Annotated in this window: 25 protein-coding genes; 14 read left to right on the forward strand and 11 right to left on the reverse strand. The window is 64.4% G+C overall.

Annotated features, from left to right (window positions below):
* Positions 1–25 precede the first annotated feature (25 nt).
* The 6 genes from AB6806_RS19630 to AB6806_RS19655 form a co-directional block, all read right to left on the reverse strand.
* Complete coding sequence (locus tag AB6806_RS19630; protein ID WP_370955266.1) at positions 26–586, reverse strand: dihydrofolate reductase family protein; 561 nt, start codon at positions 584–586, stop codon at positions 26–28.
* Between the two features lie 37 nt (positions 587–623).
* Positions 624–1,151 (reverse strand): hypothetical protein, encoded by a 528-nt coding sequence (locus AB6806_RS19635; RefSeq protein WP_370955267.1) that lies wholly within the window; start codon positions 1,149–1,151, stop codon positions 624–626.
* Between the two features lie 31 nt (positions 1,152–1,182).
* Positions 1,183–1,575 carry a hypothetical protein gene (locus tag AB6806_RS19640; protein ID WP_370955268.1) on the reverse strand — a complete coding sequence of 131 codons (393 nt, stop codon included), beginning with the start codon at positions 1,573–1,575 and terminating at the stop codon, positions 1,183–1,185.
* Between the two features lie 205 nt (positions 1,576–1,780).
* Complete coding sequence (locus tag AB6806_RS19645; RefSeq protein ID WP_370955269.1) at positions 1,781–2,116, reverse strand: antibiotic biosynthesis monooxygenase family protein; 336 nt, start codon at positions 2,114–2,116, stop codon at positions 1,781–1,783.
* Positions 2,117–2,151: 35 nt separating this feature from the next.
* The gene (locus tag AB6806_RS19650; RefSeq protein WP_370955270.1) at positions 2,152–3,030 is read right to left on the reverse strand and encodes an alpha/beta fold hydrolase; all 879 of its coding nucleotides are present in this window, start codon (positions 3,028–3,030) and stop codon (positions 2,152–2,154) included.
* Between the two features lie 200 nt (positions 3,031–3,230).
* Positions 3,231–3,452 (reverse strand): hypothetical protein, encoded by a 222-nt coding sequence (locus tag AB6806_RS19655; protein ID WP_370955271.1) that lies wholly within the window; start codon positions 3,450–3,452, stop codon positions 3,231–3,233.
* A gap of 248 nt (positions 3,453–3,700) precedes the next feature.
* Here AB6806_RS19655 and AB6806_RS19660 point away from each other — a divergent pair, with 248 nt between their 5' ends.
* The 14 genes from AB6806_RS19660 to AB6806_RS19725 all read left to right on the forward strand — a co-directional run bounded on the left by AB6806_RS19660 (position 3,701) and on the right by AB6806_RS19725 (position 15,879).
* On the forward strand, positions 3,701–4,753 hold the full coding sequence (locus AB6806_RS19660) for an IS110 family RNA-guided transposase (RefSeq protein WP_370955272.1): 1,053 nt from the start codon (positions 3,701–3,703) through the stop codon (positions 4,751–4,753).
* A 207-nt stretch (positions 4,754–4,960) separates the two neighbouring features.
* Complete coding sequence (locus AB6806_RS19665) at positions 4,961–5,677, forward strand: IclR family transcriptional regulator (protein WP_370955273.1); 717 nt, start codon at positions 4,961–4,963, stop codon at positions 5,675–5,677.
* A 1-nt stretch (position 5,678) separates the two neighbouring features.
* Positions 5,679–7,409: a hypothetical protein gene (locus AB6806_RS19670; protein ID WP_370955274.1), complete on the forward strand. Its 1,731-nt coding sequence runs from the start codon at positions 5,679–5,681 to the stop codon at positions 7,407–7,409.
* A complete protein-coding gene (locus AB6806_RS19675; RefSeq protein WP_370955275.1) occupies positions 7,406–8,101 on the forward strand; it encodes a hypothetical protein in 696 nt (231 codons plus the stop codon). Before AB6806_RS19670 ends, AB6806_RS19675 begins: the two co-directional genes overlap by 4 nt.
* Positions 8,102–8,113: 12 nt before the next feature.
* The gene (locus AB6806_RS19680) at positions 8,114–9,079 is read left to right on the forward strand and encodes a dipeptidase (protein ID WP_370955276.1); all 966 of its coding nucleotides are present in this window, start codon (positions 8,114–8,116) and stop codon (positions 9,077–9,079) included.
* Positions 9,080–9,091: 12 nt separating this feature from the next.
* Entirely contained in the window at positions 9,092–10,153 is a 1,062-nt protein-coding gene (locus tag AB6806_RS19685; RefSeq protein ID WP_370955277.1) for an ABC transporter substrate-binding protein, read from the forward strand.
* Positions 10,138–11,028: an ABC transporter permease gene (locus tag AB6806_RS19690; protein WP_370955278.1), complete on the forward strand. Its 891-nt coding sequence runs from the start codon at positions 10,138–10,140 to the stop codon at positions 11,026–11,028. Before AB6806_RS19685 ends, AB6806_RS19690 begins: the two co-directional genes overlap by 16 nt.
* Position 11,029: 1 nt before the next feature.
* The gene (locus tag AB6806_RS19695; RefSeq protein WP_370955279.1) at positions 11,030–11,818 is read left to right on the forward strand and encodes an ABC transporter permease; all 789 of its coding nucleotides are present in this window, start codon (positions 11,030–11,032) and stop codon (positions 11,816–11,818) included.
* A gap of 8 nt (positions 11,819–11,826) precedes the next feature.
* Positions 11,827–12,888: an ABC transporter ATP-binding protein gene (locus AB6806_RS19700; RefSeq protein ID WP_370955280.1), complete on the forward strand. Its 1,062-nt coding sequence runs from the start codon at positions 11,827–11,829 to the stop codon at positions 12,886–12,888.
* A 72-nt stretch (positions 12,889–12,960) separates the two neighbouring features.
* Positions 12,961–13,254: a YihY/virulence factor BrkB family protein gene (locus AB6806_RS19705; protein WP_370955281.1), complete on the forward strand. Its 294-nt coding sequence runs from the start codon at positions 12,961–12,963 to the stop codon at positions 13,252–13,254.
* Positions 13,255–13,332: 78 nt separating this feature from the next.
* Positions 13,333–13,590, forward strand: coding sequence for a hypothetical protein (locus tag AB6806_RS19710; protein WP_370955282.1), 258 nt, complete (start codon positions 13,333–13,335; stop codon positions 13,588–13,590).
* 15 nt (positions 13,591–13,605) lie between these two features.
* The gene (locus AB6806_RS19715) at positions 13,606–14,067 is read left to right on the forward strand and encodes a hypothetical protein (RefSeq protein WP_370955283.1); all 462 of its coding nucleotides are present in this window, start codon (positions 13,606–13,608) and stop codon (positions 14,065–14,067) included.
* Positions 14,068–14,104: 37 nt separating this feature from the next.
* Positions 14,105–15,400: an SDR family oxidoreductase gene (locus tag AB6806_RS19720; RefSeq protein WP_370955284.1), complete on the forward strand. Its 1,296-nt coding sequence runs from the start codon at positions 14,105–14,107 to the stop codon at positions 15,398–15,400.
* Positions 15,400–15,879: a DUF2269 family protein gene (locus AB6806_RS19725; RefSeq protein ID WP_370955285.1), complete on the forward strand. Its 480-nt coding sequence runs from the start codon at positions 15,400–15,402 to the stop codon at positions 15,877–15,879. Before AB6806_RS19720 ends, AB6806_RS19725 begins: the two co-directional genes overlap by 1 nt.
* A gap of 2 nt (positions 15,880–15,881) precedes the next feature.
* Here AB6806_RS19725 and AB6806_RS19730 read toward each other — a convergent pair whose 3' ends face one another.
* From AB6806_RS19730 to AB6806_RS19750, 5 genes are read right to left on the reverse strand one after another with little or no spacing between them, the layout of a single operon-like run.
* Entirely contained in the window at positions 15,882–16,172 is a 291-nt protein-coding gene (locus tag AB6806_RS19730; protein WP_370955286.1) for a hypothetical protein, read from the reverse strand.
* Positions 16,169–16,711 carry a hypothetical protein gene (locus tag AB6806_RS19735; protein WP_370955287.1) on the reverse strand — a complete coding sequence of 181 codons (543 nt, stop codon included), beginning with the start codon at positions 16,709–16,711 and terminating at the stop codon, positions 16,169–16,171. Before AB6806_RS19735 ends, AB6806_RS19730 begins: the two co-directional genes overlap by 4 nt.
* Positions 16,672–17,124: a hypothetical protein gene (locus AB6806_RS19740; RefSeq protein WP_370955288.1), complete on the reverse strand. Its 453-nt coding sequence runs from the start codon at positions 17,122–17,124 to the stop codon at positions 16,672–16,674. Before AB6806_RS19740 ends, AB6806_RS19735 begins: the two co-directional genes overlap by 40 nt.
* 16 nt (positions 17,125–17,140) lie before the next feature.
* Positions 17,141–17,518 (reverse strand): VOC family protein, encoded by a 378-nt coding sequence (locus tag AB6806_RS19745; protein ID WP_112764440.1) that lies wholly within the window; start codon positions 17,516–17,518, stop codon positions 17,141–17,143.
* The gene (locus tag AB6806_RS19750; RefSeq protein WP_370955289.1) at positions 17,515–19,044 is read right to left on the reverse strand and encodes an FAD-dependent oxidoreductase; all 1,530 of its coding nucleotides are present in this window, start codon (positions 19,042–19,044) and stop codon (positions 17,515–17,517) included. Before AB6806_RS19750 ends, AB6806_RS19745 begins: the two co-directional genes overlap by 4 nt.
* Positions 19,045–19,418 lie beyond the last annotated feature (374 nt).

Consider the following 19,418-nt stretch of genomic DNA (forward strand, 5'->3'; position numbering starts at 1 on the left):
CCGCCGCCGTGAACTCAACGCAAGATTAGGCGTAATGCGGCGCGCCATCGGGGCGGTAGTCGAGCACAAGAACCTCGCCATCAAGGATCCGATGATCGACCAGTTTGAATTTCTGGTCCGGCATCCCCTTGAAGAAGGGCTCGACGCCGGTCTGCGGCAGGATCAGCGGGCAATAGATCAGGCGCAGCCGGTCCAGCAGGTTCACCGCAAGAAGCTGGCGGACGATGGACAGGCTGCCCATCGTCCGGATTTCAGCGCCACGGCCGGCGCGCTCTGCGCGGATCTTATCGAGAAATCCGGAACCCAGCACAGTCAGCCCCGGCCAGCCCGCGCTGCCGAGCCTGGAGGAGACGACCCAACCAGGGTTTTCGGTCATCTTGCGATAGTCGTCATCCCGATAGGCCTCGGGGACGCCGCTCAAGGCATCGAGGGTCTTGCGGCCGATCAGGGTGCGATGCGGCTGCGCGCTCTTTTGCGCCAGCCATTCCAGGAATTCCGGCCCCGTGTATCCGTAATAGGCTGGCGATTTCTCACCCCGCGCCGCACCATCGATCGATAGCATGATCTCGGAAACGATCTCGGTCATCGCTTTCTCCTCATCATCATGCGGGCGGCCAGCAGGCCTACCGAGCCGGCAATTCGATCCAAAGGTCCTTGGCGAATCCTCGCTGGTCGAGTTGCCGTGTGGTTCCCGTCACCTCAGCCTTCCCGTTACGACACCGATAGGCGTGGATGCTGTCGTGACCGATCGCATAGGCGGGAACGCTGCCTGCGTCGGGATTGTCCCGGCAGAAGAAGTCGGCGCCGGGATTTTCGCGCTTCGCGTTCATCTTGGCGCAGGGCAGGTTCGCGCCCACGAAGCAGACCATGACCTTGCCGTTCATGCAGCGGTACTGGGCCTGCGTTTGCCAGGACTCTCCATCCGGCCCAGTTTTGGCGTTGGGAAACAGCTTCCTGAATGCCGAGGCGGTGCGCCTGCGGAGCGACGGATCGTAGTCCCGAATGCTGTCGTCATTGCTCAACCGGGCACAGACGGCGACGAGGCTGGCTTCGGGCGCTGCGCGGACCTGATGTCCGAAATCCGGTAGCAGCAAAGCCGCGGCGGCCAAGCCAAGCACCCAAACCATCCCGCTGGCGAAACGCGGCATCATCTCCTCCTCCTGTTGCCGAGGGCGGCTTCGGTCAGCATCGCCGAAAACGCTGCGGCTTCGCTGCGATCCAGGAGAAGCCCTCCAGCGTGAGGTCAATCTCTTTGGCGGCATGCCGTCGCAGAACGACTTTGCCTCGCGTGGCGAGGCTACCGCCCTTGTAGCACTGCGCGTCGAACCTCAGGCTCTTTCCCGAGCGGGTCGCCTTGCCCAACTCGCAACCGACCTCATAGAATCCGAGATCGGCCGCTGTGATCGTCAGCACATCGACCTCGCCGCTGACCGGCTCGCAGCGTCCAGGATGGCTCGACCATTTGCCCTGCAGCTCCGTGGGCACCTCTGCCGAGGCTGAGGCGTGGCAGCCTAGCAACCCGAGAAGGCTGAAGAGGGCGAACTGTCGCAGTCGATAGCGATTGCGATGTTGCATGTGCTCTTGCCTCAAATAAGCTCCGCTGGGATCCGACGCCGGCACCCAAAAACGCCGCTCGCCGACGGGAAGTCTCGTTCATCCCAGCCTACTGACGAGAGCGGTCGGCAGGTATGACAAAGACATGGACATTTCTGCCATTATGCTGCGTCACTGCGGTATCTCCGATCAGCGGATCCCGCCGATGAGGGCGCGATCGCACACGCTACTCACGAGCAACCGAGCTCCGATCATCGATCAGAATGCGATGGATTTCGATACGCTCAGGCAATTTGATCAGCAGCTCGGCGTCGCGATCGAGGTGGTGCACCTTGGTCGGCTCGCCCTTGGTGAACGCGGTCATCGACTCGATGTCCGGCCAATAGGAGATCGTGGTGAACCACGTCTCGTGCTCGCGGTCTTCACGAAAGAGCTGGACGCCGAGCGCGGTTTTCTGAAGCGGCGGAATACCATGGGCCCGCACATAGCGTTCGTAGGTGTCTGCGCCATCTTTACGGGTGCGGCCGCGCCAGATTCGCGCGATGGTCGGCTTCGTCGCCATGGTGACCTCCTTGCAGTCAATCTTGGCATTGGCGATCAGCGAAGCGTCCGCGCCAGAAAATCGCGGACGAGCGGCAGGGCTTGCTCGAAATGCGTTTCCAGCAGCCAGTGACCGGCGTGCTCGATGAGGTGCAGTTCCGCCTCTGGCAGATCGCGATGATAAGCGCGGGCCGCCTCGGCCGGCATGTAGCCGTCCTCTGGCCCCCACACGATCAGCGTCGCCGGCTGATGCTCGCGCAGATAGGATTGGTAACGCGGAAACCATTCAAGGTTCTGTTCGAGCTTTTCCATCAGCCCGATCGACACGGCCTTTCGCACGGGGGTGTCCATCAGCGGCCAATGAAGCTTCCAGAGGTCTGGCGGAACCCGACCCGCAATCTCTCTCGATACTTCGCCGACAAACTCCTCGCGGAACCCGTCCTCGCTGACGGCCTGTTCGAGCGGGCGATGCTTTTTGTCAGATTTGTCCGCCCACCAGGCCTTGATAGTCTCGTATTTCGGGCCAAGAACGTCTTCATAGATATCGCCGTTCTGGATGACGAGCGCCGCAATCCTCTTGGGATGCGCGGCGGCGTGCCGGAGACCGATCTGCGATCCGTAGTCGTGAAGCCAGACTGCGTAACGCTCCAGGTCGAGCGTATCCGTCACATCTGCGAGCACTTCGGCATAGGCGTCGAAATCATATCCAAACCCAGCCGGATCCGGAGTGTCGCTGTAGCCGAAGCCTGGCCAATCGAAGGCAATGGTGCGCCAGCGATCGGCCAAAGCTGGCATCAGCCGCCGAAACTGAAAGGAGGAGCACGGATAACCGTGCAGCAGAAGCAAAGCCGGAGCATTCTCAGGACCGGCTTCGCGAATAAAGAGGTTATGACCGCCGATCTCCGCGTATCGATGAACGATCGAGTGCTGTTTCACGACAACGACCTCTCGAACTGTCTCGGCCTAAACCGACACAGCGCGCGCCTGTTCCGAAAATCCGCCCCCAGCTGCCCGATTGCTCACGTCAGCGCACAGCCGCGGAGCGGACCTTCCCAATTGGATGACAAGGTCGCTCTCGACCGGTCTCAGATCCGGCGGAGAAACAGGCTCTGGTTCGCGAGGGGGCCGCGACGTCTTCAAGCAACAGCAGATCGTCGATATCGTTCGATGACTCGTTGGGTAAGGTCGTCCTCATCTTCCGCGACCGCCACCAGGGCAGCCACGATGTAGGCCAACTTGGTTCGCTCTCGCTCATCGAACGCGTCAGGAATGGTCGATCTGACTTCGTTCCACGCAGCCTCCAATGCCGCCTGCGCCCGTGCGAGGTCAACTGGATCACTCAACGACGAGAACGGCATGCTCCTTCCTCCAAGAGGTTTGTCGCATCCAGAATTTTACGAAGGCGGAGCTCACCGGCAATATCAAAAATAAGGCGGACCTGTTGCAGGGAACGGTCGGGCGTTTCCGCTTCAATCCCAAACCCGTTCGGAGCCGCGGCGACATGCCTTGCGATCGCGTTGCGCCACAAGCATGCGTAATCGGGCGGACCCTTGAGGGTGCAAGCTTCCGTTAGGATCTCGGCGGTTCCGAGACGAAGGGAGACGAGATGTTCTACGCTGCGCTGGATGTGTCGCTGCGCTCGGTGGCGATCTGCATCATCGACCATGAGGGGAAGATTTGCTTGGAGCGCTCGGTGCGCTCCGACGTGCCTGATGTGCTTCGATGCCTCGCGGCGTTCGGGCAGCCGATCCACCAGGTCGGGTTTGAGGCCGGCGCGCTGACGCAGCCCATCACCTACGGGCTAGCCGAGGCTGGCTACGATGTCGTCTGCATGGAGGCGCGTCAGGTCGCGGCCGCACTCTCGGCCATGCGCAACAAGACAGACAAGCATGACGCCCGCGGCATCGCCCAGATTCTCCGGTCGGGGTGGTATAGCCGAGTGCATGTGAAGAGCGTCGAGAGCCACCACATGCGAGCGCTGCTGACGAGCCGCAAGGTGATGCAGCGAAAGTGCATCGACCTTGAGAACGAGATCCGCGGCCTGTTGCGCATCTTCGGCGTCGTGCTGCCTCTCCGATTGTCCCGGGGCGCTTTTGATGCCGCTGTACGTGAGACGATCGAGACCGATCCTGCACTTAGCCATGCGCTTCTGCCGATGCTGGAGGCGCGGGCGATGCTCTTCGAGACCTTCACCGAGCTTGATCGGCGGGTGAAGCGAGCCGCCCGCGAAGATACGATCTGTCGGCGCTTCATGACCGTGCCGGGCGTTGGCGAGATCACCGCCCTCAGCTTCAAGGCTGCCGTGGACGATCCTGCTCGCTTCAAGAGCTCGCGGACGGTCGGGGCTCACTTTGGGCTGACACCTCGACGCTTCCAGTCCGGCGAGACGGACAATCCAGGTCGGATCTCCCATGCCGGTGACGCCGACGTTCGCGCTGCGCTCTACGCGGCCGCAAACGCTATGCTGATGCGCTCGATCACCTGGTCGAGTCTCAAGGCCTGGGGTGTGCGGCTGATGAAGACGAAGGGTCGCCGGCGCGCCATTGTCGCGGTGGCGCGCAAGATTGCCGTCGTGCTCCATCGTATGTGGGCCGATGGTACCGACTTCCGACTGGGATCGGAGGCGCGCCTTAACGATGTCCCCTTGCCCCGCGGTTAGATGCCGATCGTCGGCTGGCTTGCCGCCTGCGGCAGGCCATCATCGGCACGCCTCAAATGGAACAGCGCCGGCAGAGACTTAGCGCGCCCAGGTGGTGCCTCACACAACGTTGGCGCCGGTCCCGAAGCGAACTCGCAATTTCCAGCTTGACATCGAGTTCGTGCAGAATGATTTTTATATTATACATCGTCTATTATAAGAATACAGATGGCTGTTCGCTCCCTCTCCTCCACGCTCAAGACGCTCGCGGTCTGCGATATCATCGCCGCTTCGCCGAAGCCGTTGCGGCTGGCCGATGTCGTGCGGGCAAGCGGCGATGCACGCGCGGTCGTCTATCAGCGGCTGCGGACGCTGGTGGAGGCCGGCCTGCTCGACCAGACCGACGACGGCGCATTCCGACTGGCGCTGCGCTTCCAGTTCTATGCGGTGCGCGCGCTGGAGCAGGCCAATCTCGGCGAGCGCAGCAGCGAGTTGCTCCAGCAGATCGTCGATGAGAGCGGCGAAACCGCAACGATCTCCGTCGCCGACGGCTACCATGCCGTCATCATCAATCGCGTCGAATCCCGGCAGGTCCTGCGGGCGGACCTGCGCGTCGGCGCCAAGATGGCGCTCGGCGGCAGCGCTTCCGGCGCCGTGCTGGTCGCTTTCGGATCGGAGGAGATGCGCGACAGCCTGCGCGGGCAGGGTGTCGCTCTGCCGCCGGAAGCGGAATTGCAGGTGGTGCGCGAGCGCGGCTACGCCGTTTTCGCGCCCACGGACCCGCATCTCGTCGCCGCCGTCGCTGCTCCCGTCTTCGATGCCGCGCGCCAATGCGTGGCGGTCCTGGCCATCTCGGGCCCGATCTTCCGCTTCGATCACGACCGCTGCGGCCCCATCGTCGTTGCCGGCGCACGACGTCTCAGCGCGCAGTTTGGACATTCCTGACATGACGGTTTCCGCCCTTCTCGCCCCGGAAGGCCCGCTGCTGCCGCGTGCATTGATGCGCAGTCCGGATGAACTGATGCGGCCGGAGCGGCTCGCCGCCATCCAGCCCTCGCGCATCAGCGCCTCGCGCAACCTGATCGCTCGGGCCTCACGCCAGCGCTGGACGATCACGCAGAAGGCCTTCGACATCGACGAGAAGGGCCGCGGCCACGCCCGTTATGCCATTGAGGCGGGTAGCTGGCGCTTCTCCTTCCCGATCTTCTCCTTCGAGCCCTCCGCGCGTGAACGCACAGGCCGCATTATCGGCCGCGCCTGGGACATGATGGGCGCGCTGGTCGAAGGCGACATGTCGCCCGCAGCGGTCGCGGCGCTCCAGAGCGAATTGCCGAAGCTCTACGAAGGGCGCGCCACGCCCAATACTCTGACCTGGGCGCGCTCGAACCGCTCCGGCCGCCTGTTCGACCTTGCCGTCAACGCTCTGGCCAAAGGCGAGCAGCCGCCGGTCGAAGCGCTCGGCGGCACCTGTTACCTGATGCGCAACACCGGCATCGACGGCAACGGCACCTTCGGCACAAAGTCCTTCCTCGCCTTCGAGAAGGACCATCCGCTGCGCGCCTCGCTGCAGGCGCAGATGCTGACCGCCTATATGATGCGGGTCTTCGCGCTCGATCTCGTCCAGCATTTTGCGCGGCTGCAGGGGGGCACGAAGGCGGCGGGCTTCGCGCCGGATCTCGCCCGCTTCCTCGGCGTCGGCAACGGCTCGGCGCTCGGGCTGATGTTCTTCGTCAATAACCATCCGCGCCTGATCAACCAGTGGCTGACGATCCGCGAGACCGCCATCGCCCATGGCAAGCTGGTGCCGGTGGGGCGGGACGCGGCGCCACTGCGAACGCTGGCGAGCCTGCTCGAAAAGGCGATCGTCGCACGCCAGCAGGATCGCTCGGAATACGAGTCCTTCACACCGAGCCTGCGCATCGCCGAGGATCTGGTCGTCATCCGCCGCGAGCTCGACGCGCTGATCGCCTTGGCTCAGGCGGGCGAGACGGGCGCGACCCCGCTGCTCGACTTCACGGCCTCGCTCGACGGCCGCGTTCATGCCGAGGCCTTCGAGACCTTGCTCTCGCTGCTGATCGAGCTGGTTCCCGACGTCGCCGACAGCCTCTCGGACACGCTGGTCATCGACGAGGAACTGACCGGCCGGCCGGAAATGCCGCTCGGGCGGCTGCGTGAGATCGTCCGCAGCGATTATCGCTGGGCCTTCGATCTCGATCTCACCTCCGAGCGCTCGCAGCGCTATATCTGGTACAAGTCGCGCACCGCCGAGGAGCCGCGCCGGGGGCCGCGGGAGGAAATCGGCGAAGCCCATAATCTCGGCCTCGACCTGCCCCGACTGATCGTCGCGCTCGACCGCGACCTCAGCCAAGCAGACCCAAAGACCTGCGTCGCCCGCTTCCTGCTCCAGCATCCAGAGCACCGGCTGATCGCAACGCGCGTCCAAGCGCTGGCCGGGCTGCCCTACCATTCGCCGCATGCCGACATCATGAGCGAGGACTTCGTCCCGGCGCAGATCACGCGCCTGCTCAATGTCGGCATCCACGGCATCGACAAGGCGCGCGACTTCCTCAACCGCAACCTGCGCGGCGTGATCTTCCATGGCGCGCCGACGCCCGCCGATCTCGCGGCGGGAACGGCCGATCCCCACTGGTTCTATCCTCCGGAGCCCCGCTCATGACGGAGCTGCGCCTCACCCTGCGCGAGATACGCCTGATCATCGAACGCTTGGTCCAGGCGAACGGTGTCGCTCCGGGGCTTCTCTTCGCCGTCCGCGATGCGGCGGTGGTGTCCGCGATCCTGCCCGTCGCAGGCTTTGAGAAGCTCTCGGCCGAAATCGCTGCGCTGGCCGCTTCGCCTGTCAAGCCCGCCACATTGAGAGAAGGCGAGGACGGCGTTCTGCAAGTCGATGTTGCCGGCCAGCATCCCTGGCTCGTCGCCGAAGCCTTACTCGATCTCGCCGTCGAGCGGTTCCGCCTCACGGGGCGCGGCGAGGTTCTGGTGTGCGGCGCGGTGAGCCCGTGCGAGTTCGGTGTGGTCGCCGGGCTCGCCGAAAAGCATGGCCTCACGGCGATCTGCTCCGAGGTAGCGGGCGGCGTACTCCTGGAAGTCCGACCCCGCCTGGCGCGAACCGAAGGCCTGCTCAACCACGTCCGGCGCGAAGGCTGCACGGTCGCGGCAGGCTTGTGGTGGCCGCTCTACCACGCCTCGCATGCGGCGCTTGCTCCCGACTCTTTCGAGAGCCGCCGCCATGCCGGCACCATCCGTGTCGAGGCCGATGGCCGCATCGTCGGTCGCAACGACGAGGACGAAACCGACCTCTCCATGCTCGCCGCCGATCCCATACGGCTGCGCCCCACCTCCATCCTGTAAAGGTTCAAACCGATGCTGGTCGACGGCTTGCAATGCGGCTTCTACGGCCGCGACGTGTTCGAGGAGCTCAAGGCCGGCGGCTTCACCTGCGTCACGCCGACGCTCGGATTCTGGGAGGGCGCAATCGAATCCTTCGACGCGATCGGCAAATGGCGCGACATGGCGCGCGCCAATAGCGACCTCGTCACCATCGCGCTGAAGACCGACGATATCCTCGCCGCCGACCGGGACGGCAAGACCGCGCTGCTGCTCGGCTACCAGAACACCAACCTGCTCGACGGGCGCATCCGCTATGTCGAGCTCTTCGCCGATCTCGGCGTCCGCGTCCTGCAGCTCACCTACAACAACCAGAACGATGTCGGCTCGAGCTGCTACGAAGCTGTCGACCCCGGCCTGTCCCGCTTCGGGCGGGAGGTCGTGCGCGAGATGGACCGATGCGGCATGCTGGTCGATTGCTCGCATGTCGGTGACAGAACGACGCTCGACGCGATCGAATGGTCGCAAAAGCCGATCGCGATCACCCATGCCAACCCGTCCTCCGTGTTCCCGCACAAGCGCAACAAGAGCGACGAGGTCATCAAGGCACTGGCTGCCAAGGGCGGCATCATCGGCTGCGCCGCCTATCGCAACATCACCCCGGTCGAGGCCTGCGACCGCGTCGATGCCTGGGCCGAGATGGTGGCGCGCACCGTCGACATCGCCGGCATCGACCATGTCGGCCTCGGCACTGATTTCAGCCATCACACCAGCCAGACCTATCTCGACTGGATGCGCCAGGGGCGCTGGACGCGGACGGCCCAGTATGGCGCGGGCTCGGCTACCAATACGGCCCCGAGCGAGAAGCCGGCCTGGCTCAAGAAGATCAGTGGCCTGGCTGCGGTCGCGCCGGCGCTGGCGAAACAGGGGTTCAACCCGGAAGAAGTGGAGAAGATCACCTCCGGGAATTGGCTGCGCGTCTATCGCGCTGTGTTCGGCTGAGAGGAGAGAACCATGACCGGCGACGACGCTTCGAGCTTGCGGCTCTCACGACGGAAACTGCTCGTCGCCGCCGGCGCGGGCAGCCTGTCGATGCCCTTCATCCGTCGCGCCCGCGCGGCCGATGCGATCTACGTCAACACCTGGGGCGGCCCCTGGGAAGAGGCGGCGCGCGCCGTGCTCTTCGATCCCTTCACCCAGGCGACGGGGATCGAGATCAAGACGATCGCGCCGGTCTCCTTCGCCAAGCTCGCGGCGCAGGTCCGCACCGGCGTCTACGAATTCGACGTCACGACGCTCGGCGTCTCCGAGCTTGCCCGCGCCAACCACGCCAATCTGCTCGACAAATATGACGAGAGCAAAATCCCGGCCGCCTCGCTCTGGCCCGGCGCCGTGACCCTCAACGGCGTCAATTCCCACGCCTTCGCCAATGTCATCGCCTACCGGAAGGACAAGTTTCCCGCGGGCGGCCCGAAGAACTGGGCCGAGTTCTGGGATACGGCGAAGTTCCCGGGCTCGCGCTGCCTGCAGAACTATTCCGCCCGCGTGCTCGCCTTCGCGCTGATGGCGGATGGCGTCGCACCGACCGGTCTCTTCCCCTACGACCTCGACCGCGCCTTCAAATCCCTCGACCGGATCAAGAAGGATGTCCGCGTCTGGTGGAGCCAGAGCCCGCAATCCCAGCAATTGCTGCGCGATGGCGAGATCGAATTGATCGGCATGTGGAACACCAGCGCCCAGCAGCTGATCGATCAGAAGGTGCCGATCGCGCTGAGCTACGATCAGGCGGTGATCGATGTCGCGGCCTGGGTCGTGGCGCGCGGCACGCCACGGACGCGCAATGCCTGGCGCTTCATCGAGTTCGCCGTGCAGCCGGAGCGGCTGGCGCAGTTCGCCCAACGCAACAATTACGGCCCGATGAACCCGGCCTCGTTCAAGAGCCTGCCGCCGGAGGTGGTCGCGCGGATGCCGACCTCGCCGGAGAACCTGGCCAAGGCCGTCGTGCTGAACGCGGAGAAGCTCGGCCCCCAATTCGACGTCATGGCGAAGCGTTTCGAACAATGGCTGTCGAGCTGACGCGCCCCGCGCTCGCGGCCGAGGCGCCCGCGCTTCCTGCGCGGGCGCGTCTGGTGACCCTCTTGCGCCCGCCCTTCATCCTCTATGTGCCGGCGGCGCTATTTCTCACCGCCTTCTTCCTCATCCCGCTCGGCCTCGTCGTCTGGATGAGCGTCAGCGACCCGGAATTCGGCTTCGGCAACTACGCGACCTTCTTCGGTTCGCGCTACGACCTCGCCGTGCTGGCGCGGACCTTCCAGACCGCCTTCGTCGTCACGCTTGCGAGCCTCGTCTTCGCCTATCCGATCGCCTATGTCGCGGCCCGGCGCGGCGGCGCCGTCGGCGGCTTACTGCTCGGCGTGGTCGCGCTGAGCTTCTGGACCAGCTTCCTGGTCAGGACCTATGCCTGGATGGTGATCCTGGGGGCGAAGGGGCCGGTCGTCGGGCTGCTGACTGCGCTCGGCGTCAGCCCGCCCCCGCGCCTGCTCTTCACCACCTTCGCTGCAACTTTCGCGATGGCGCACATGCTCGTGCCCTTCATGGTGCTCGCGCTCTATGCCGTGATGAAGCGGATCGACGAGAGCTATATGCGCGCCGCCGCGAGCCTTGGCGCCCGGCCCCTGCGGGCCTTCCTCACGGTCTATTTCCCGCAGAGCCTGCCGGGCGTGGTCAACGGCGCGACGCTCGTCTTCATCACCTGCCTCGGCTTCTACGTGACGCCGACCCTGATCGGCAGCCCGCAGGACAAGATGATCGCCGGGCGAATCGGCCAAGAGATCGAGCAGTTGCTCGATTTCGGCGCGGCCTCCGCGACCTCGATGATCCTACTCGCCGCCGCGCTCGCGCTGTTTGCAATCTATGACCGCTTTTTCGGTCTCGACAGGATGTGGAGGTAGCATGTCCCGCTCCACGATCACCCTGGCGGTTCTTGTCGCGATCCTCCTCGCGGGGCCGATGTTCATCGTCGTGCCGATGTCGTTCAGCACGGCGCCTTCGCTCGAATTCCCGCCGCCGGGCTTCTGGCTCGGCTATTACCGGCGCTTCTTCTCCGACCCGAACTGGACCGGGCCGCTGTTCAACAGCTTCGCGATCGGCTTCGGGACGATGGCGCTGGCCATGCTCTTCGGGGCGCCCGCATCCTTCGCCCTGATGCGGCATCGCTTCCGGTTCCGCTCCGCCTTCCGCATGTTGGTGCTGTCGCCGCTGATCGTGCCGCATATTGTGATGGCGCTGGGCTACTATAGCTATTTCGGCTCGCTCGGGCTGGTGCAGAGCATGACCGGCGTCATCCTTGCCCATACCTGCTTGACCATCCCCGTGGTGGTGCTGACCCTGACCTCGGCGCTCGCCAATTTCGACCGTCGGGTCGAGAATGCCGCGGCCGGCCTCGGCGCACGCCCTCTCACCACCTTCCGGCTGGTGACCTTCCCGATCCTGCGCCCGGCCTTCATGGTCGCGGCCTTGTTCGCCTTCATCCACTCCTTCGACGAGACCGTAATCGCGATCTTCATCTCGGGCCGCGACAGCGCGACCTTGCCGCGGCAGATGTTCAACAGCTTCCAGATGGAGGCGGACCCAGCCATCTCCGCCGCCTCCTCGCTGCTGCTTGCCGCCGTTCTCGTCGTCATCGGCGCGCGCTGGGCCGCGCGCCTCGTCAAGCCGCAGCCTGCCCGCGCGAAAGCCTAGGACAGACCATGAAGAACGCCCGAGCCCTTTCCTTGCGTGGCCTGTCGAAGAGCTACCTGGCTGGCCAGAACGCCGTCGACAGCATCGATCTCGAGATCGAGCCCGGCGAGTTTGTCTCCTTCCTCGGTCCGTCCGGCTCCGGCAAGACGACAACGCTGATGATGATCGCCGGCTTTTCCAAGCCGAGCAGCGGCGAGATCGCGATCGGCGGGCGCAAGATCGACAGCGTCGAGCCCTATGACCGCAACATCGGCATGGTCTTCCAGAACTACGCACTGTTTCCGCATATGAGCGTCGCCGACAATGTCGGCTTCCCCCTGCGGATGCGGCAGGTGCCGAAGGCGCAGGCCGCCAAGCGCATCGCCGATGCGCTCGCCATGGTCGGTCTCGCCGATTTCTCCGGCCGCAAGCCGGCCGAGCTCTCCGGCGGGCAGCAGCAGCGCGTCGCGCTGGCGCGCGCACTCGTCTTCGAGCCCGATGTCGTGCTGCTCGACGAGCCGCTCGGCGCGCTCGACAAGGCGCTGCGCGAGCAGATGCAGATCGAACTCAAGCGGATCCACCGCGAGCTGGGCGTGACCATGGTTTATGTCACGCACGACCAGGGCGAGGCGATGGCGATGTCGGACCGCATCGCGGTGTTCAATCGCGGGCGGATCGAGCAGATCGGCAGCCCGGCGGAGGTCTACGCCAGGCCGCAGACGCGCTTCGTCGCCTCCTTCATCGGCGACAGCAACCTGATCGAGGGCGTCATCGGCCGTGGCGGGAGTGTCGATCTACCGGGTTTCGGCTCGATCGCGGTCGGACGTGGCGATCTTACCCCGGGGACTCCAGTCGACGTGCTCCTGCGGCCGGAGACCATTCGCCTTTCCAAGGAAGAGCGGTCTCCCGAAGACATCTGCTTCACCGTCGACGAGATCGTCAATTACGGCGACAGCTTCCTAGTCATCGGCAAGAGCGCCGGTCAGGAACTGCGCGCCCGCGTGCCGGGTCTCGACATGCCAGCGCTCGCCCGGGGGGAGCGCTGTGTCATGCGGTGGTCCAAAGAGCGCGTCCATATCGTTCCAAAATGATTTTGGCCCGGGAGGATTGGAGACCAATCCTTGAGGTCATTCTCAAGCTAGCCCAATACGCGGGTTGCCTGGTTGCTGGGCTCGGTACTGTTCTCCTGGTACGTCGCCAGTTTCGAGGACTATAACAAAACCTACGGCGCGCTCGGCGCCGTCATTGCGCTGCTGATGTGGATGTGGCTGTCCGCGACGATCATTCTCGTTGGGGCGGAGCTGAATTCCGGGGCCGAGCGCCAGACGCTGCGCGATACCACGAAGCGGCCGCCTCAACCCATCGGCCTGCGCGGGGCTGACGCCGCCGACAATAAGTTCGGGCCCAGGGGCGAGGGTTCCGCTCGCGACGATGGGAGCCGTTCCGATCATCAATAGCCAGCAGATGAAAGGCGCGGAACTCTTCCGCGTCAGCGACCGTTGGAACCTGCGATATTCCTTTGACAGGAGGGTACTATGGCAGGTGAGGACGATGGTGATCGCGCCACGAAGCGGGCCGCTGAAATGGTTTCCGAGGGCCGGGAAGCCGGAAGCGAAATTGCATCCAATCTGAAGTCCGTGGGCATCGACACCGATCGAATGACCGAGGTAGCGGGCGAGGGGGTCAGCAAGTTGCAGAGACTGGTCATCGAAGAGGTGAGGGCACAGCCGATGCGAGCCTTGGCCTGGGCTGCCGCCATCGGCGTGGTCGTCGGATTCTGGGCAGCGAGATAGGTGGTGGGAAGGCTGGTGGCCCATCTCGTCGAGACGGCCAAGGCGGCGCTTCGTCGCCGTCTCGTCATCTATGGCCTGTGGTCCGCCGGCGGCCTTCTCGTGCTATTCGCGGCGGGGTACGCGCTGGACGCGCTCTACACCTTCCTGATGTTCCGATGGGGCGGAGTCGCAGCTAGCCTGACTGTCGCCGCGGGCCTCTTTCTGGGAGCCGTCGCGCCAGTCCTGGCGGGCTATCTCATCTCGAGAACGCCGTCCGAGCCGATCATCGGTCGCCTGCAAGATTCGCTGGATCGGTCGCCGACCACGAAGCGCCTCGTTCGGTCGAAGAGGTTGATGGCCACCGCCATCGGCGGCGCATTGGCCGGTGCGGTTGCCGCCATGGCAACGCTTGTCATGCTGCGCCGCGCTCCTCCCGTTCGCAGCAAATTTTCAGAGGCAGGCAGGAAGCCCGGGGCCTATTCGGTCCGGCGTCGATAGGCCGATCACCCGTTTTCCCCGTGCAGCGGAGAGCACCTTGGAGCGCATTGCGATCATTGGGGCGACCGGGCTGATCGGAACGAGCATCGCCGCTTCGTTGGCGTCGCGCGGTTTCCATCTGGTCAAGGTAGCGCGGCATGTCGAGGGAAACGCGCTGAGCCAATCCGGTGTCGTTTGGAAGGCGGCCGAAGTCGGGCGCACCAGTCGGGTCGAATGGGCGGTTCTGCTCGAAGACGTTACAGCCGTCGTGAATTGTGCGGGGGCGCTTCAGGACGGTCCATCCGACGACCTCGACGGGACCCATCGGTCCGGGTTGAGCGAACTGATCGCCGGGTGCCAGGCCGCAGGAGTGAGGCGCTTCATCCATTTTTCGGCGATGGGCATCGACCGGGCGACGCCGACGAAGTTCTCAACCACGAAATACGCAGGCGATGAGATCCTTTCCGGCAGCTCTCTCGATTGGGTGATCCTTCGTCCCTCGGTCGTATTGGGCGCACCGGTGTACGGAGCAAGTGCACTCATCAGGGGGCTTTCGAGCCTGCCAGTTCTGCCGGTCATGCCAGGTACGGGACCGCTGCGCCCGGTGGCGCTCGAGGATGTCGTCGCGACCGTCGAACACTTCCTCCACCAGGAAGCCCGGACGCGTGTCGCGGTCGAGCTGGCCGGACCGGAATACTTCGAATTCTCTGATTTGGTCGGGCTCTATCGCAGATGGCTCGGATTGGCTCCGGCTGTTGAGTTCGCCCTGCCACGTTGGTTGGCCAGCATCGCCTATGGCTTGGGGGACATGACCGGAAGGCTTGGATGGCGTCCACCGGTTCGCAGTACGGCGAGGGCGGAGATCGCTCGGGGAGCCGTCGGCGACGATACCGAGTGGAAGCTCGTCACCGGCATCGAGCCCAGGCGGATTTCGCAGATCCTCGAGGCCCGACCTGCCTCCGTGCAGGACCGGTGGTTCGCGACCCTATATCTCCTGAAACCGGTCGTGATCAGCAGCCTCGTCCTATTCTGGATCGGATCCGGGCTGGCCTCGGTCGGTCCCGGCTTTTCCGCGGGTCTGGGCTTGATGAAGCAGGGCGGAGTTACCGACCCGTGGGCGAACTTCGTCATCATGGCGGGTGGGGCGGCAGACCTGGCGGTCGGCGTTGGAATGGCCATCCGCAGGACGACCCACCTGGCGCTGCTCGCCGGAATTGCCGTTTCGGCGGCCTATGCGCTCGCCGGGTCGATCGTGACGCCATGGCTATGGTTCGATCCGCTCGCCTCACTGCTCAAGATCGCGCCGGTCATCGCGCTCATGCTGGTCGGCCTGGCAACGTTGAGGGACCGCTGATGATGTATCTGGTCCTCAAATACCTGCATCTCCTGGGTGCGATCGTGCTGATCGGAACCGGCGCCGGGATCGCCTTCTTCATGGTGATGGCGCACTCCACCGGCCATGTCAGCAAGATCGCGGGCGTCGCACGGATTGTCGTAATCGCGGATTTCGTCTTTACGGCCAGCGCGGTCATCGCCCAACCCGTCACGGGCGTGCTCCTGGCCCGGGAGGCGGGCTATGACCTGACCGAGGGATGGATCGTGCTGTCGATCATCCTCTACATCGTCATCGGCATTTTCTGGCTGCCGGTCGTCGTCATGCAGATGAAGATGCGCGATCTCGCGGAGGCTGCCGAGCGCGCGAATGCACCCCTGCCGCCTCAGTATCGCGTGCTCTTCTGGACTTGGTTCGTCTTCGGCTTTCCGGCCTTCGGCGCGATCCTCGCCATCCTATGGCTCATGATAGCCCGACCGCAGATCGCTCTCCTCGGCTGACCCTACCGTGCGGGGCCCGCGTCCCGGGCTCGGCCGACCGCCGAGGCGAGACTTCTATAGTCCAGCCTTCCTTCCGTTTGTCGAAAAGCCTCTCTCAGAAAGCGAATGGGAAAGCGGACCGCTTCAGCATTGGCCTCCGAGAGTTCCGTCGTGCAATCCGACGCGCCCTGAGCTGCCCGATCGAGGGCTGCCTCGATCTCATTGGCGTCGAGCGCTCCTTTTTGCTTCAGCTCGGCGAATAGGGCCGCAACCGCCAGGAGCAAACCTTCGAGCTGGAGGTTGGCGGTGTTCATGGGGATCTCCCGGGACGATCTTTCAGGCGCGGCTCGGAACTGGTCGACAAGGAAAAGCTTGCGGTGCGTGAACGGTCCAGCTCCCGAAGACCGATCGCCAAGGCACCGCCCCAGACCAGATGTGCCGCCAACATCAGGCTGTTGCGCTGCGCAGGGTGCCGCGTCGCGGGCTTAAGGCGCCGCGATGCGGGGATCCAGCCGAGATAGCTCGCGGCCCAAACAACAACCCCATAGGCCGATCCGGACGCCAAGCCCCTTCCCGGGCTGAATGCACCGAAGAGGGTCCCGGCTGCCGCGCCATAGAGGAAATGGTGGACCAGCGATGCGGTGCCGGTGTCCACGCCGAGCGATGGCAAATCCTCGGAGAGCTCCCCGGGGGGTAACGGATATCGCTCGGAGCGCCGCAATCTCCGATGCAGTCGCGACATCGTCGCGGTCATCGGGAAGGTGGCGACGAAACCCGACAGCGCCCCCAAAACGGCATCCGAAAGGGCGGGCCTCATCGCTCGAGTTTCCCCGATGGCGATGACGTAGCCCAAAGTGCGAGCGCCATGACGCCATACGCGAGGCCGATGGATGGCGGGGTGACCACCTTCTCCCAACCCGGGGTCAGTCTCTTCGGGACGACGAGATAATCGACGAAGGCCGCCAAGGCCGACACCCCGATGGCATCCACCGATGCCGGGCGGTTCGGGCCGAGCTTGCGAAGCGCCTGGAAGATTGCCGCCCAGAAAATCGAGGCGCCCTCATGGGTCGCGAAACCTAACAAGGTGTGCTTCGCATCAAAGGCTCGCGATGCTGCCGCCTCGTCGCCTCGGACCCAGTGTCCCGTCGCATTGGTCGGGCGTACCGGATGTCGTCCCTCGGCCTTTGCGGCAAGGGCGAGGGCGATTGTCGAGGCAAGGCTCACGGCCGTGCCGGACAGAGCGGCCCTGGCGAGGGTCTCAAGCATCCGCGCTTTCCCTTTCTCATTTCCCGTGATGCGTGACCGCCTCGATCTTGTTCCCGTCCGGGTCGAGGACGAAGGCGCCGTAATAGTTGGGGTCGTATTCCGGCCGCAGGCCCGGCGCGCCCGCGTCCGACCCGCCGTGCAACAGAGCGACGCGATGAAACTCGTCGACCTTGCTTCGGCCGCCGGCTTCGAAAGCGATATGGACTCCGTTCCCCGCGGAAGCGGGCTTGCCGTTGACGGGCGTCTCCAAGCTGAAGAGGACGGTGGACACGCCATAATCCGCGGAGTCCTGCGACGCCTTGAGTAGGCCCAGTCCGAGTACCCCGAGCACGGCGTCATAAAACTTCCTGCTCCGGGCGACGTCATTGGTGCCGAGCGAGACATGATGGATCATGACGATGCCTCGACGTCCGCGAGAGGTCCGATCGCCGGGGCGTTCAGGACGCTGCCGTCCGGCGCGAAATGCGATCCGTGACAGGGGCAGTCCCAGCATTCCTCGAACGAGTTCCAGTGAAGGTGGCAGCCGAGATGCGTGCATGCCGCCGACTTCTCGATGACCTCGCCCTTCTCGGTCCGGTAGGCCGCGATCTTGCTGATTCCGCGCCTGACGATCGCGCCTTGTCCGGGCTTAAGCTCATCGATGGAGGACAACTCTCCCGGGGCGAGATATTCGGCGAAGTTCTTCACCGCTGTGATGTTCTCGCTCACATAGGTCGACGCGGCCTTGATGGGTTTGCGGTCGGGATCGTAGACCGCGGCGAACTCATTCTCCCGACCCAGGATCAGGTCCGGGATAAGGAGACTGGCAACGACGCCGTGAGTGATGCCTTGCCCGGAATCGCCCGTGGAAACGAGCACGCGTTTGCTTCCCGCCTCCCGTCCGATGAAGCCGCAATAATCGAGCGTGTCCATGACCTGGCCAGACCAGCGATAGCGCTCGGGACCGAGATCCGGGATGAGGGTCTTGGCCCAGGAGGTGAGAGCGGCGAAACGTGCATCGGCGTCATCCGCCTCGCCCGTCTTGTGATCCTCGCCACCAACGATCACGATGTCCTTGCCATCCTCGCCGGACGTGAGGCGGACGTAGTGATAGGGATCCTGGGTGTCCCAGTAGAGGGCGTCGTCGAGCTTTCCGGTCTCGATCTCGAATCCCATGGCATAGGTCCGGTAGGGCGCCTGCTTCGTGTGCAGGGCGACGAGGTCATGGATCGGTGAGTTGGTCGCGATCACGGCATGGCCGGCCGTGACGGTGTGGCCCGACTCCAGCTTCAGCTCGACCCGGCCGTCCTTCTCGTTTACCCCGACGACCGGAGTGTCGGGATGGAGACGCGCGCCCTTCGCGCTCAGCGCCTTGGCCACGCCCCGTAGATACTTCAAGGGGTGGAAGGTCGCCTGATCCGGATACCGCAGGAATGGACGGTCCTCCAGCGTGCGCAGGGGCAAGCCCTTTCCGCGCTCGACGGTGACGCCGATTTCTTCTGCCGCTGAAACCTCGTCGTCGAGGACGCTCTCCTCGCTTTCGGGATCGAGAAAAAGGATCCCGTCGAGTCGCCTGAACTCGCAGTCGATTCCGAGTTCTTCCTGGATGGCCTCGATGCGATCGACGGCCGCGCTCTGGCTGGCCTGGAAGCCCCGCGCCAGCTCCTGGCCGCGCATCGATAGCAATTCGGCGAGGGAGTCGTCGCAGATGGGAGCCAGGTGAGCCGTGGTGCGCGCCGTCATGCCGCCGGCGATTTCGCCTCGATCGAGAACGACGACGGACAGGCCGCGCTCCGCCAGCTCGTAGGCAATGGACAGGCCCGCGATTCCGGAGCCGACAATGGCGACATCGGCGGAATGGTCCGATCGAAGAGGCTCAGCCTTGGGCGCTACCTCGACATCCATCCAGACCGAACGGCTTCGTTCGCGCTTCGCATTCATGACAGACCTCCGCAGTGGTCTGCGTGCAACGTCTTCGGATCGAATATGTTCGAACCGTTCTGAATTGTACGCCTGCACAAGTGCTTAGCGCCTTAAGCCCGCTTGGAATGCCGGCCGCGCTTATCGTACTGGCATTCCTGATGTGCGCTAACGCACAGAACGGTTCCTGTGCCGAACCTCCCAGGCACTACCTTGTTTTGTGGGGGGCGCCTCGTCAGCCAAGCGTCGGCGGAAGGTGCGGCAGTGCAAAGGTGTCTCTTTAGGCGGGCAGGCGCGAGACCTCGCGGAGAAGCATACCTCCGCAGAACTTCGCGAAATGTCGACCTCGGAGGCAGCGGCTGAAGAAAAAGACAAGAAGCACAGCGGCAGGCCGA

Origin of the sequence: Allobosea sp. RCC_152_1 (assembly GCF_041360765.1) — a bacterium.
GTDB lineage: Bacteria > Pseudomonadota > Alphaproteobacteria > Rhizobiales > Beijerinckiaceae > Allobosea > Allobosea spartocytisi.

Coding starts and splice junctions, on each gene's coding strand:
- AB6806_RS19660 (WP_370955272.1), top strand. CDS start 3,701: ATGTTCTACGCTGCGCTGGATGTGTCGCTGCGCTCGGTGGCGATCTGC.
- AB6806_RS19700 (WP_370955280.1), top strand. CDS start 11,827: ATGAAGAACGCCCGAGCCCTTTCCTTGCGTGGCCTGTCGAAGAGCTAC.
- AB6806_RS19710 (WP_370955282.1), top strand. CDS start 13,333: ATGGCAGGTGAGGACGATGGTGATCGCGCCACGAAGCGGGCCGCTGAA.
- AB6806_RS19655 (WP_370955271.1), bottom strand. CDS start 3,452: ATGCCGTTCTCGTCGTTGAGTGATCCAGTTGACCTCGCACGGGCGCAG.
- AB6806_RS19695 (WP_370955279.1), top strand. CDS start 11,030: ATGTCCCGCTCCACGATCACCCTGGCGGTTCTTGTCGCGATCCTCCTC.
- AB6806_RS19670 (WP_370955274.1), top strand. CDS start 5,679: ATGACGGTTTCCGCCCTTCTCGCCCCGGAAGGCCCGCTGCTGCCGCGT.
- AB6806_RS19680 (WP_370955276.1), top strand. CDS start 8,114: ATGCTGGTCGACGGCTTGCAATGCGGCTTCTACGGCCGCGACGTGTTC.
- AB6806_RS19635 (WP_370955267.1), bottom strand. CDS start 1,151: ATGATGCCGCGTTTCGCCAGCGGGATGGTTTGGGTGCTTGGCTTGGCC.
- AB6806_RS19725 (WP_370955285.1), top strand. CDS start 15,400: ATGATGTATCTGGTCCTCAAATACCTGCATCTCCTGGGTGCGATCGTG.
- AB6806_RS19690 (WP_370955278.1), top strand. CDS start 10,138: ATGGCTGTCGAGCTGACGCGCCCCGCGCTCGCGGCCGAGGCGCCCGCG.
- AB6806_RS19745 (WP_112764440.1), bottom strand. CDS start 17,518: ATGATCCATCATGTCTCGCTCGGCACCAATGACGTCGCCCGGAGCAGG.
- AB6806_RS19640 (WP_370955268.1), bottom strand. CDS start 1,575: ATGCAACATCGCAATCGCTATCGACTGCGACAGTTCGCCCTCTTCAGC.
- AB6806_RS19685 (WP_370955277.1), top strand. CDS start 9,092: ATGACCGGCGACGACGCTTCGAGCTTGCGGCTCTCACGACGGAAACTG.
- AB6806_RS19750 (WP_370955289.1), bottom strand. CDS start 19,044: ATGAATGCGAAGCGCGAACGAAGCCGTTCGGTCTGGATGGATGTCGAG.
- AB6806_RS19675 (WP_370955275.1), top strand. CDS start 7,406: ATGACGGAGCTGCGCCTCACCCTGCGCGAGATACGCCTGATCATCGAA.
- AB6806_RS19740 (WP_370955288.1), bottom strand. CDS start 17,124: ATGCTTGAGACCCTCGCCAGGGCCGCTCTGTCCGGCACGGCCGTGAGC.
- AB6806_RS19730 (WP_370955286.1), bottom strand. CDS start 16,172: ATGAACACCGCCAACCTCCAGCTCGAAGGTTTGCTCCTGGCGGTTGCG.
- AB6806_RS19665 (WP_370955273.1), top strand. CDS start 4,961: ATGGCTGTTCGCTCCCTCTCCTCCACGCTCAAGACGCTCGCGGTCTGC.
- AB6806_RS19645 (WP_370955269.1), bottom strand. CDS start 2,116: ATGGCGACGAAGCCGACCATCGCGCGAATCTGGCGCGGCCGCACCCGT.
- AB6806_RS19630 (WP_370955266.1), bottom strand. CDS start 586: ATGACCGAGATCGTTTCCGAGATCATGCTATCGATCGATGGTGCGGCG.